The sequence below is a fragment of the Nostoc sp. UHCC 0870 genome, from assembly GCF_022063185.1.
In the GTDB taxonomy this organism is placed as follows: domain Bacteria; phylum Cyanobacteriota; class Cyanobacteriia; order Cyanobacteriales; family Nostocaceae; genus Trichormus.
In genome coordinates this window covers 955,291-968,170 of sequence record NZ_CP091913.1, presented here as the reverse complement: position 1 = coordinate 968,170, position 12,880 = coordinate 955,291, and the positions used below count along the sequence as shown (strand labels likewise).

Sequence of the window (12,880 nt, the reverse complement as noted above, 5' to 3'; positions counted from 1 at the left end):
ATATAGTTTCTAGGGGGATTTCAACAATAATTTTGGATTTCTAGAGATATTAATAAGCACTAACAAGCAATGGTTAACGCAATTATTATTTTTCTTCTTATTGGGCTGATTATTGCTGTCATTTTTCTCAGTCCTATTTTGAGGAGAAAACGCAGAAGCCGTATGCAAAAGCTTTTGTTTCCTGGTTTGTGGAATGCGGTAGTTGAAAATAATCTACCTATTTATCTGCGTCTTTCTCCGGCTGAACGCCGAAGACTTCAGGGACATATACAAGTATTTTTAGCAGAAAAAGAATTCATTGGTTGTGGAGGATTGCAGGTAACGGAAGAGATGAAATTAACTATCGCTGCTGTTGCTTGTTTACTACTACTCAATGAGCGCGGTGAATACTTTCCTAAATTGCGTTCAATTTTGATTTATCCTAGTACGTATTTTGTTAATCAAACTGTCGCTATTGATAATTATATTATTGAAGAAAGACGTGATGCCAGATTAGGCGAATCATGGACTAAAGACCAATTAATTTTATCTTGGCAACAGGTACAAGGCGATACTCAAAACTGGAGTGATGGACATAATGTTGTACTGCATGAATTTGCTCATCAGTTAGATCAAGAAGATGGTAAAGCTGAGGGTGTCCCAATTTTGCCACGTCAGTCAGATTATGGGATTTGGTCTAGGGTGATGACGTTAGAATATCAACAACTTTGTCATGATGTGCAGCAAGGTGTTGAGACTGTCATTGATAGTTATGGTGCAACAAATCCCGCAGAATTTTTTGCGGTGTCAACCGAGACTTTCTTTGAAAAGCCACAGCAATTATTGCAACTACATCCAGCACTTTATGAGCTACTGAAAAATTACTACCAACTAAACCCAGTAAAATGGATTTACATCTAGCTATTTATTTGCGTATCATACTTAGCATACCAATATTCAATGACATATAAACAAGCTAATATCATATTATCCCACTGTTTATCATCTAGATCAACATATTCATTTACGGGTCTGAAATGTACAATAGAATTACGAATTTTATAAACAATATCCCCACTTTTGCCTTCTTCATTTCCATCTATAAATTTTTTTATTTCTTTAAAAATAGCAATTGCATCTTCTGGTGATTTATCCATTAAATAATTAATGGCATCGCTCTCTTTTGGTTTCCAGCCAATATATTTTTCAATATTGCTTGAAAAATCTAGTAAACTAGTTTTTATTTGCAATTTATTATGAAGTTCTTCTAGAAAGAAAATAGGAAATAATCTTTCTATACATCTGTATATATCAAGAAAAGAATATCTCCAATAAACAGCTACTAAGCTAAAGAGTAAATTATCATAAGGTATACTATTCGCACCTTCGAGAAAAATACGCTCGAAATATTCTTTTGTTTCGCGAGAGAATTTCAAAAATTGTATTTGCGGATTTTTAATAATGAAAAATCCTGATAACTTTGCAATATCAGAATCAATGATATTAGTTAATGGAAAGTTATTGCTAATTCTATATACTGATAAAGGGGCGAAAAATTTTAATATTTGAGTATACTGATATTTTATAATTTCTTCGTCAGATTCATAAAAAACTTGCTCTGCAATAGTATAAGCATCTATATTTTTTCCTACAGTTAGTTTGAATTCAAAAATTAAGGCTGTGACTATACCAGCATTTAACTCAATCAAATCAAGGTTTTCGTATTTAATCTCTGATGAATTAGTCCAGCCACTCACCGCAAAATAATTAATATTATCAAATCCAAAAGAAGATGTTTTAAAATCAGGTAATATCTGTTTGATTTTAATAATCTTTAATTTTTGTAACCATTCTTTTTCTTCCTGATCAGTTTCTATACAACGTTTATTAGGAGGAATATAAATTCCTTGGTTACTTTCTTGAACGAAATTAGCTAACACATCAAATATATATTGGTTAGCGTCTATCATCTTTCTGGACATAATCTCAATCAGTAAGACCTCCAGCAAGGAGTCATACTTTCAATACTGAAATTTTCTTCAACTAAGACTTTAAAGGACTGTAGAAAAAATTCCCTTTCAAAATAACTAGATTTACCTGGTTTTTTCCGAATCAGTTCATTCAAAGTATTAAAATCTAAAAAATCTCCCAAATTTTGATTGTTTAATTTTTCTAATTTTTTCAATAGTGTATTAGCATTATTTTTTATATCATTCCATTTTTGATTTTGTGTTTCTGGTGTATAGTCTAATCCTGGTCTACCTAATACAGCTAATGCAATTGCAGTTACAAACCCAACACAAGCAGGTTGACTACTAAATAAGTCTTTCCCTTCCTTGAAATATCCTTCAATCGTACTGTCTTTATACATAGAAAAAAGCTTATCGAATCTAGTTAAGTAATTTATAACTTCATAGAATATTTCAGTGAAATTAGGATTTGAGGTCGATTCAATAAAATCTTGCCTTGTAAATTCATCTGCTAATCTCTCCTGAACATCTATCTTTTCTTTTCTAGCACCAAATACCAGATATAGCTCAATGATATTATCTGCTTGAAATTGACCTGGATTTGAGCGTCTTCGTTCATCGTTTATATCCATGATTTCTATATCAGGATATTTTTGTCTGATTTCTTTAATTATTGTTTTGAAGACTATTTCTATTTGTCTTCTAATATTCCAAGGGACTTGTCCCGTATTAAGGACTAACATACGATAAGTAAGACTATTGATTTGTGATGCAATCCAGTATTCTATACGTATTTCATGTTGTTCGATATTCTGATTATTCTCTAAAGCTTCCCGTAAAGCACTGGTTCTTTGCATACCATCAATAATTGATATATTATCTTGTTGATTATTTTGGATTAAATCCATTAAATCCTTTTTATTAATATTATTTGTATCTATCTTTTGAAAAGTATCTGGATCAACAATAACACCTAAAACTATAGGTGGTAGTACAGCACCTAATTCTATATCTTGAACCATTCTTTTACGAATTCGTCGAGCAGTAGTAGATTTTAGGGTTTCTCTCTGTCCTTCTAAACCTCCTCTTTTATGAAATGCACTATCAACTAAATGTAGATATTGACTCACTGTTAAATGCGTCATAACAGAGTAACAATTTACCCTGGTATCGTTTAAAATATCTATATCTTCTTTCCTTATTTTCTCCATAATTACTGCCTCTCACAAAATTTGGTATTTATTTTTTATCTTAACTGGCATTTATTAACCCAATATAATTTGATGTTCTATCAGTTTTCAACTCAATTGGGCTACAAGTTGATTTTCTAATAGCGTTTCATTGGTTAATAAATCCTCAACGGTGATTCTTAAAAACCTTTGCTGATCAACTTGAAACATAATCTTAATGCGATCGCTCCCCGGAAAACCAGGCGGTGTGAGTTGAGCAATGGTTTTTGCTTGCTCATTCAAGGGTTTGACGCTGGTGACACCACTATCAAGACGGCGTGTAATTAGGCGATCGCCATCAAAATACACTTCTGTACCCCCGGTTTCTGCGCCAAGTTCACCAATAATTAACTCTATGCTGGGTTGATTCTCTAGGGAAGCACCTAAGAATAATTCTACAGGCTGACTCATGGGGTAGCCTTGTCCGGCTTTAATAATGGGATGCCAACTATGGCGTTGGTTACGACGATCCCAATACCGTACACCATAACTATGGTAAAGAAAATCTTTAATTTCTACGCCTTGGGATAGTTGTAATGCGCCTTGGGCGATCGCTTCAAAGGGACGTTCGGAACGAATTTTTTCTGGTGCAAAATATTGCCTAACCCATGTCTGCACTGCTGGTAATTGTACAGTCCCACCCACTAACAACACGGCGTTAATATCCGAGAGTTCAATTCCTTGGCGGCGTGCTTGCTGCAATAGATTGGTCATTGACTCATCTAATTGCTCAAAAAAGGCGTGTTCTTTGAGGATATTTTCCAGGGTGTCGCGGTTTAATTCTAGTTCGTAGCTTTCAAAGGTTTCATCATTAAAATACACTTCGCTGGCTTGGTTTTGGCTGGATAGCTGAATTTTGACTTTCTCCGCTAGTCGCATGGTAAGGGGACTGACGGCTAATCCTTGGGTTTTGGCAAAATAATCTACTAACCAATTATCAATATCTGTACCGCCTAAATTCTGCCCAGCTTTAGCTAAAACACGGGCGGTTTTGACTTTTTGTTTGGAGTCTTCCGCTAAGGATTTATTACCCCATTTGAGTAAAAAGCCTACGGGTTTGGTGTTGGCTTGGCTACTTTTATTTAATTGGACGAGGGATAAATCTAATGTCCCGCCACCAAAATCAATGACTAAGAGGTTTTCTTCTTCGGCTAAACCATAGCCTAAAGCGGCGGCTGTGGGTTCGTCTAGCATCCGCACTTGTTCGACGGGGAGGGCTTGGCAAACTTTACCTAGCCAATAGCGATAGGCTTCAAAGCTATCTACGGGGACTGTTAGGACTAGGGAATCTAAGCCGCCTTCTTGGGGTGCTAGTTGTTGAATTATTTGGGTGAGAAACCATTGTCCTACTTGTTCAAAGGTGATGGTTTGTCCGTCTAGTTCTGGGAGGAAGCCTTGGATATCTGAACCGATTCCCCGTTTGAAGCTGCGGAAAAATCTGGTGTCGCTTTTGAGGTCAAGACCGCGATCGCGTACTTGTTGCCCTACTATGATTTTACCTTGGTTGGCATCTTCAACGTACACTAGGCTGGGAATTAATGGGGGGTTGAGGCTTTGTTGAATTGATAAGCCTGGGATGGTAAGGGTTTCGGGCTGTTGGGTGACGGGATTCCAACGAGCGATGACTGTGTTACTTGTACCAAAATCGATTGCGATCGCCATAGTCTAAATTTGTTTCGCGCAAAGGCGCAAAGACGCAAAGGGTGTTTGAGGTTGAAACTATTGTCCCATAAGCCACCATGAGCGCAAATGTGAAATTGCTGCTTCTTTTTTTTTGGCTTCGATTTCTATCCAGGGGGCTTGGTGGTATATGTTGGGCATGGCGGTGATTAAATCGCTGTGTTTTCTGTCGTTGAATGCTTGTTCACCGTTGGAAATATGGACTAGTTGCCAGTCTGGTTGTGTCCAGGTTTCTCTGGCTGCGTAAAACATGGCTTCTACGCTGGGATGATTGTAACTGTCTAGTTTTTCGTGGCAAATATGATGATGGGCATCAAATACCATTGGGATGTTAGCTTGTTGGCATACTGCTAAAATTTCGTCGGCACTGTAGGCGTATTCATCGTTTTCTAGTGTTAAACGGTTTTTGATGTTGGCTGGTAATTCGGAGATGACTTTGATTAGTTGTTCGCTACGTTGGGATTTGCCACCATGAATATTCATCAATGACCAAGGTGAAGGAGGTAAGCCTAATAAATCTAGGGTTTGGGCGTGTCTCGCTAAGATTTTGATGCTGTTTTGGACTATTTCGGGAGAATCAGAACTCAGCACTACATATTGATCTGGGTGTAGTACCATTCTGATGTGCAAGGATTGGGCTTTTTGACCGATTTTCTCTAAATCAGCACTCATTGCTTCTAAAATATTTGCCCCAATTTGGTCTTCCATATCATTGAGGGGAAACAAGGCTGAAGTCATTCGATATAGGCGAATCTTGTTCTCTTCACAAAAGGAAAGGGCATCATGCAACCGTTGCAAGTTATGTTGATAAATTTCTTTCAACGCAGTTTCACGCTGAGTTAGGGAGAGTTTTAGGTAGCGTGTGCGTGTCATTGTCCGAAAGCGAACTTTTTTATCCGCAGTAATACAAACCAGTCCTAATTCTGGCGTAGCGTTTTTGTTTAACTTTGCTGTGTTAGGCAAATTATTTAACTGGGTTGCAGCCATTGATTTATCTGTTACTTTTATCATCTTTATTATTTAACTGAATTTATCTTGTCAGTGTGGAGTATCTCAAGCTTGATTTTGTCTGGATTTTGACAGTGTGAAGTAAACAGAACCAAAGGAAGAATGTCAAGATTTGCATATGTATCTTTTGGTAGTTCTGTCAAGTCTATGAAATATTTATTAATATTAAGTATAAGTATAAATCCAGGGTTGGGAGTTCAAACAATTCAAGATAGCAAGTATTTTTTAGAAACCAGTGAATTTTCTAGCAAAGGAGTACAGGAGTATGAAAGACCAGCCACAGTCAGATTCTCAAGAATTCTTAGGTAATCTCAAGAATGGCATTTGGCTGTTCGGCCTTTCCTCTTGGGTATTTGGCATAACTGACCGCAGTATTGCATCCTTTGCTGATGGCTATCTATCTGCATTGGATTTGACGCAACTATTTACAGCAGCTACATTTTTTGTGGCATGGCTATTTTTGAAGCCGACATCTAGGGTTTGATTTTAATTAGATTTGAAAGGGCATTGGGTATGGAAAAGAGTTGGCAATGCCCTATGCCCCAAGCAGCTTTTGTTAAAATCGCCTCATTATTCTGAGAAATAGAGAGTTAAAATACAGGCAATTCCTCTTTTCACGGTATTCAGGGCAATAAACAGTCAGAATTTTGAGATTAATTAGCTGTTTGCATCTAAGCGTATCGACCTTTTCCTCTTTCACTGAACAGAATTAACCTTAGATGATACCCAGCATTACAGATTCAACAGTTAAAGCTGCACTTGCAGCCATTGCATCGGAATCAGCAACGACACAAGAAAAAATTCAGATGCTGATTGAATTAGCACAAGGTTTACAAAAAAAACCCAAAACTGCCCAGGATTTATGGAATGCGGTTGAGTTATATCAACAGGCGAAGAAAATTTGTGATGCAGATTATCCTCTCTGGAAAGCCCGTTCTCAAGCGGGGATGGCGGGGGCGTTAAGGTCGATTCCCGATGTGGGGGCGGAATTATTGGTACAGGCGAAGACAGGTTATGAGGAGGCGTTACCTGTTTTACAGCAATTAGCTGCACCGGCAGAAGTGGCAGAAGCACAGATGAATTTGGGGCTGGTGTTACAGTCTTTAGTTCCTTTTAGTTTGGCCAAGATAACAGACAGTATTGCTGCTTACCATGAGGCGATGCGGGTGTTTACTAGTCAGGATTATCCTCAAGAATACGCTATTTTGTCTAATAATATTGCGATCGCATACCTTTCGATGTCTGGAGGTGCGGAACAGAAAAATCTGTGTGAAGGCTTGGCAGTACAGACTTTTGAGGCAGCATTGCAACAGATTAACTTAATTAACCACCCCAAGGAATATGCGATGTTGCAAAACAACTTGGGTAATGCGTTGCAATATTTACCAAGTTCCCACCCTGTAGAGAATAATTTACAGGCGATCGCAGCTTATAATGAAGCGTTAAAGGTGCGTAATGCTCAAGATACACCTTTAGAGTACGCTAACACAATCGCAAATAAAGCTAACGCCTTATTTAACTTACCTGATGACCCAGAAAAACCAGAGTTAGGTAATCCCAAAAATCTTTTACAAGCCCGTAATTACTATCAAGAAGCTTGGGAAATATTCAGCCAACATCAACAAATAGAACAAGCGGCAGCAGTCGCCCAAGCTTTGCAAGATGTGGCAGCAGAAATTAGGGTAAGTATATAAATATACCTCTTGCAAAAATCATGATTATAGCGTCCTTCTTTGCGCCTTCCCTGCGGGACGCTCCGCGAATGCGCCTACCCTTCTCCTTCGGAGACGCTAACGCGAACGGGAACGCCAAAGGCGAATGCGCGAAACAAAAAAATATTTATGCAAGAGGTCTAATCTAGAAAACCAGTAGCAGGGGGAAAATTCAAATTCTCTATGCCCAATACCAATGACTAATAACTTTTTATCTCCAGGCGCAAAGGTAATTTTAGGTGATGTTCTCAACCCAGAATTATTAGTGACTCCCTTAGCACCAACTCCTAGTACAATGTTTGGCCCCCGTAGTGCTTGTTTGGTATCTGAAACAGGGTCATTATGGGTATCAGATACAGGACATCATCGGTTATTAGGATGGCGAAATTTACCCACAAGAGATAATCAACCGGCTGATTGGGTAATTGGACAACCAGACTTTTACCATGAGGGACAAAATGCTAAAGGTACACCAGGCAGAAATACTGTTAGCGTACCGACAGGGATTTGTGTGTGTGGGGAAGGTTTAGCGGTAGCTGATGCTTGGAATCATCGGGTTTTAATTTGGCATAAGTTACCGGAAGATAGCAATGTTCCAGCCGATTTAGTATTAGGGCAAGCTAATTTTATTGATAACGAATCTAATCGGGGTAGTCAACAAGCTGCGGCTAATACTATGCACTGGCCTTATGGTATTTTATATCATCAAGGTAAGTTATTTGTAGCGGATACAGGTAATCGAAGATTATTAATTTGGCAACAATTACCTACAGAAAATGGTCAGCCTGCTGATATAGTTCTGGGACAGCCAGATATGACATTTCGTAATGAAAATGGCGGGGCTTCTCCCACGGCGGCGAGTATGCGCTGGTGTCATGATATTGCTATTTGGAATGATAATTTAGTTGTCACCGATGCGGGTAATAATCGAGTGATGATTTGGCAGGGGATACCAACAGAAAATAATGCCCCTTGTGCGGTGGTTTTAGGACAGAAAAATTTTGATGTTGTGGAGATAAACCAGGGGGTTTATTTCCCTAGTGCTAGTAGTTTGAGTATGCCTTATGGGGTAGCAGCAACTGGGGAATGGTTGTTAGTGGCAGATACTGCTAATTCTCGGTTGTTAGGATGGAAGCAGCCAGAGTCAATATTATCATTGCCGGGTGTAGTTGCAGATGGGATTGCTGGACAAGATACTTTTCAAAGTAAAAGTGAAAATCGTAACTTTGGAATGCCGACACGCCACAGCTTAAATTGGTGTTATGGAGTAAAAATTTGTGGGAAGACGGCGATAATCTCTGATTCGGGAAATAATCGGATTTTGCTTTGGGATTTTTAGGAAGCGATTGAACCACAGAGACACTGAGAACACGGAGAGGAAAGCCGTTTAGGGATATGAGAAGGGAAGAAATTAGAGTTCGCGGTACTGTACAAGGGGTAGGATTTCGCCCTACTGTCTATCGTTTGGCTAAAGCCTGCGGTTTGCGGGGGGATGTTTGTAATGATGCGGAAGGTGTGTTAATTCGGGTAGCTGGTAGTGCAGCAGCTTTAACAGAATTTGTCACCAGATTACAGCAGGAATGTCCCCCATTAGGAAAAATTACGGAACTTGTGAGAACTTCCTATCAAGGTGAGTTGCACTTTGATGATTTTGTCATTACTGATAGTGTTAGCGGTGTATCTAGAACCGAAATCGCCCCGGATGCTGCTACCTGTCCTCAATGTCAGCAAGAAATTTTTGACCCCTTTAGCCGCTTTTACCGTTATCCTTTTACGAATTGTACTTATTGCGGCCCCCGTTTGAGTATTATTCGCGCCATCCCTTATGACAGATGCAACACCAGTATGTCTGCGTTTGTCATGTGTCCCGAATGTGAAAACTCATACCACGATGTGGAAAATCGCCGCTTTCACGCCCAACCTGTAGCCTGTCATGTATGTGGCCCACAAGCTTGGCTAGAACGAGCTGATGGTAAACCCGTGACTGCTTCCATGTTTTCTATGTTGGATGATGTGGATGCGGTTTGTACATTGTTGCAAAAGGGTGAAATTGTCGCTATTAAAAGTATAGGCGGTATTCATCTCGCTTGTGATGCGACACAAGAGGCGGCTGTACAGAAATTACGTCAGCGTAAAAAACGCTATGATAAACCTTTCGCTTTAATGGCGCGGGATATTCAAATTATTGAAGAATATTGCATTGTTAACGATAGGGAACGGGAGTTATTAACAAGTCCGGCTGCGCCTATTGTCTTGTTGCAAAAAAAGGGGTTGGGAACAAATCAAGTCAAAATTAAAGAACACACTCAGCAATCTATCGCCCCTTCAGTAGCACCAGGGCAGAATACACTTGGTTTCATGCTACCTTATACGCCTTTACATCATTTAATTTTGCGGCGGATGAATCGCCCCATTGTGTTAACCAGTGGTAATCTTGCCGATGAACCACAATGTATAGATAACGGTGAAGCTAGAGAGAAATTAGCTCACATTGCTGATTATTTTCTCTTACATAATCGGGAGATTGTGAACAGACTAGATGATTCAGTTGTGCGAGTTGTAGACGATAAATTACAAACAATTCGCCGCGCTAGAGGTTATGCACCAGCACCGCTAAAATTACCACCGGGATTTGACAATATACCCCAAATTTTAGCAATGGGTAGCGAGTTAAAAAATACCTTTTGTCTCTTACGAGAAGGCGAAGCAATTCTTTCTCAACATTTAGGAGATTTAGAAAATGCAGCAGCCTTTGGTACTTACCAAGATACCCTCAGTTTATATTTAAATTTATTTGCACATCAACCACAAGCGATCGCAGTTGATTTACACCCTGAATATCTATCTAGTAAACTTGGTAGAGAACTCGCCACAGCTAACCATCTCCAACTTTATTCCATTCAACACCATCACGCCCATATCGCCGCTTGCATGGCAGAAAATGGCATTCCCTTAGATACATCCCCAGTTTTAGGTATTGCCTTTGACGGTTTGGGTTATGGAGTAGATGGTACACTCTGGGGAGGAGAATTTATCTTAGCAGACTATCGCCAGTTTAAACGCCTCGCCACATTCAAACCAGTCGCAATGATTGGCGGCGAACAAGCAATTTATCAGCCTTGGCGTAATACCTACGCCCATTTACTCGCAGCTAATCTTTGGGAAGATTGCCAACAAGAATATACTGATTTAGAAATATTACAATTTTTAAATCAAAAGCCCATAAAACTGTTGAATCAGCTTGTAGAAAAAAGCATTAACGCCCCCTTAGCTTCCTCAGTAGGACGGCTATTTGATGCTGTAGCGGCGGCTATCGGGATTTGTCCAGAAGAATGTAGCTATGAAGGACAAGCTGCGATCGCAATGGAAGCTATAGTTGATCTACCCACCTTAAATAATCATGAAGAAAAGGCAATCTATCCCTTTAATTTTGTCTTTTCCGATAGTATTTATTGTATAGACCCCCGTCCCATGTGGCAATTCCTGCTCAACGACCTCAAGCAGCAAACTCCTCAACAAGTCATTGCTGCAAAATTTCACAAAAGTTTAGCTAACGTCGTTGTAGAGATGGTGAAACATCTGCGACAAGAAAACCTCATTAATCAAGTCATCCTCACAGGAGGAGTATTTCAGAACACCATTTTATTACAGTTAGTAACCAAACAGTTAAAAGAATTAAAAATCAACCTACTAACCCACAGCCTAGTCCCTACAAACGACGGTAATTTATCCCTAGGACAAGCAATAATTGCAGCCGCCAACTTAATAAAAACTCACTAATATTAAATCATACCCTTTGCGCCTTTGCGCCTTTGCGTGAAAAAATTCCTCATTCCGCATCATCAAGGAACATAAAAATGTGTTTAGGAATCCCCGGACAAATCACAGAAATCACCGACATTAACCAAAAACTAGCCATAGTCAACGTCGCTGGAGTAAAACGTCAAATTAACATCGCCTGCATCATTGACGAACAACATCCCCCCGAATCATGCGTAGGAGATTGGGTATTAGTTCACGTAGGTTTCGCCATGAACAGAATCAACGAACAAGAAGCAGCCGAAACCTTAAAAATTCTCCAAGAAATTGCCACACTCCAAGCAGAAATGAGTAACTAATATCCCCCAGTCCCCAACCCATGAAATACGTAGACGAATTTAGAGAACCAGAAAAAGCCGCAGCCTTACGGCGTGAAATCGAGAACCTAAGTTACAAACTAGACAAACACATCAAAATTATGGAAGTATGCGGCGGGCATACCCATTCTATTTTTAAATACGGCATCGAAGAAATCTTACCAAATAATGTTGAACTAATTCACGGGCCTGGTTGTCCAGTTTGCGTCATGCCCAAAGGGAGATTAGATGATGCGATCGCTATTTCCCAAAACCCCAATGTCATTTTAACCACATTTGGCGACACCATGCGCGTCCCCGGCTCTAAACATAGCCTCCTGCAAGCCAAAGCCCAAGGCGCAGACATTCGCATGGTTTACTCCCCCCTAGATAGCCTGCAAATTGCCAAAAACAACCCCGGTAAAGAAATTGTTTTCTTCGCCTTAGGCTTTGAAACCACCGCCCCCAGTGCAGCTTTTACTATTCTCCAAGCAGCTGAAGAAAACATTCAAAACTTCAGTATGTTTAGTAATCACGTCCTCGTGATTCCCGCCTTACAAGCATTATTAGATAACCCCGATTTACAACTAGATGGATTTGTCGGGCCTGGTCATGTCAGCATGGTAATTGGCACTGACCCTTATGAATTTATAGCCCAAAAATATCATAAACCCATAGTTATTTCCGGCTTTGAACCGTTAGATATTCTCCAATCAATTTGGATGCTATTACAGCAGATAGTAGAAAATCGCTGTGAAGTCGAAAATCAATATAACAGACTAGTACAAAAAGCAGGTAATCAAATAGCATTAAAAGCCATGAATCAAGTTTTTGCAGTCCGCGAAACTTTTGAATGGCGAGGCTTAAATGAAATCCCATATTCCGGCTTAAAAATTCGTCCAGAATATGCCCAATTTGATGCTGAATTAAAATTCACTCTTCCTAACCAAAAAGTTGCCGACCATAAAGCCTGTCAATGCGGAGAAATTCTGAAAGGAGTCCTAAAACCTTGGGAGTGTAAAGTATTTGGTACAGCTTGCACTCCCGAAACACCCATTGGGACTTGTATGGTTTCTTCCGAAGGCGCGTGTGCAGCATACTATAAATATGGCAGATTCTCGACTGTAATGCAAAATAAAGCAGTCGAAAAGCCAAAAGTGACTATCTCTTCATAACCTCCACAAAAG

General features: G+C 39.6%; 11 protein-coding genes. 7 read left to right on the top strand and 4 right to left on the bottom strand.

The genetic code is table 11. The features are described from left to right. Positions 1–69 precede the first annotated feature (69 nt). Entirely contained in the window at positions 70–900 is an 831-nt protein-coding gene (locus tag L6494_RS04285; protein ID WP_237991603.1) for a zinc-dependent peptidase, read from the top strand. On the opposite strand, the gene L6494_RS04280 is transcribed toward L6494_RS04285, so the two are convergent. The 4 genes from L6494_RS04280 to uvsE all read right to left on the bottom strand — a co-directional run bounded on the left by L6494_RS04280 (position 897) and on the right by uvsE (position 5,845). Further along, positions 897–1,961: a hypothetical protein gene (locus tag L6494_RS04280; protein WP_237991602.1), complete on the bottom strand. Its 1,065-nt coding sequence runs from the start codon at positions 1,959–1,961 to the stop codon at positions 897–899. The two genes, L6494_RS04285 and L6494_RS04280, sit on opposite strands and share 4 nt — an antisense overlap. An 8-nt stretch (positions 1,962–1,969) precedes the next feature. Next, the gene (locus L6494_RS04275; RefSeq protein WP_237991601.1) at positions 1,970–3,160 is read right to left on the bottom strand and encodes a hypothetical protein; all 1,191 of its coding nucleotides are present in this window, start codon (positions 3,158–3,160) and stop codon (positions 1,970–1,972) included. 87 nt (positions 3,161–3,247) lie between these two features. Continuing rightward, positions 3,248–4,840: an Hsp70 family protein gene (locus tag L6494_RS04270; RefSeq protein ID WP_237991600.1), complete on the bottom strand. Its 1,593-nt coding sequence runs from the start codon at positions 4,838–4,840 to the stop codon at positions 3,248–3,250. Positions 4,841–4,897: 57 nt separating this feature from the next. Further along, on the bottom strand, positions 4,898–5,845 hold the full coding sequence (gene uvsE / locus L6494_RS04265; protein ID WP_237995795.1) for a UV DNA damage repair endonuclease UvsE: 948 nt from the start codon (positions 5,843–5,845) through the stop codon (positions 4,898–4,900). Between the two features lie 286 nt (positions 5,846–6,131). On the opposite strand from uvsE, the gene L6494_RS04260 reads away from it, so the two are divergent. The 6 genes from L6494_RS04260 to hypD all read left to right on the top strand — a co-directional run bounded on the left by L6494_RS04260 (position 6,132) and on the right by hypD (position 12,868). Beyond that, the gene (locus L6494_RS04260; RefSeq protein ID WP_237991599.1) at positions 6,132–6,350 is read left to right on the top strand and encodes a hypothetical protein; all 219 of its coding nucleotides are present in this window, start codon (positions 6,132–6,134) and stop codon (positions 6,348–6,350) included. A gap of 235 nt (positions 6,351–6,585) precedes the next feature. Then, on the top strand, positions 6,586–7,560 hold the full coding sequence (locus tag L6494_RS04255; RefSeq protein ID WP_237991598.1) for a hypothetical protein: 975 nt from the start codon (positions 6,586–6,588) through the stop codon (positions 7,558–7,560). A 214-nt stretch (positions 7,561–7,774) separates the two neighbouring features. Further along, positions 7,775–8,917, top strand: coding sequence for a hypothetical protein (locus L6494_RS04250; protein WP_237991597.1), 1,143 nt, complete (start codon positions 7,775–7,777; stop codon positions 8,915–8,917). Positions 8,918–8,973: 56 nt separating this feature from the next. After that, positions 8,974–11,358, top strand: coding sequence for a carbamoyltransferase HypF (hypF, locus tag L6494_RS04245; protein WP_237991596.1), 2,385 nt, complete (start codon positions 8,974–8,976; stop codon positions 11,356–11,358). A 77-nt stretch (positions 11,359–11,435) separates the two neighbouring features. Then, positions 11,436–11,696, top strand: a complete 261-nt coding sequence (locus tag L6494_RS04240) for a HypC/HybG/HupF family hydrogenase formation chaperone (RefSeq protein ID WP_237991595.1) — start codon at positions 11,436–11,438, stop codon at positions 11,694–11,696. Positions 11,697–11,716: 20 nt separating this feature from the next. After that, a complete protein-coding gene (gene hypD / locus L6494_RS04235) occupies positions 11,717–12,868 on the top strand; it encodes a hydrogenase formation protein HypD (RefSeq protein ID WP_237991594.1) in 1,152 nt (383 codons plus the stop codon). The last annotated feature ends 12 nt before the right edge of the window (positions 12,869–12,880 follow it).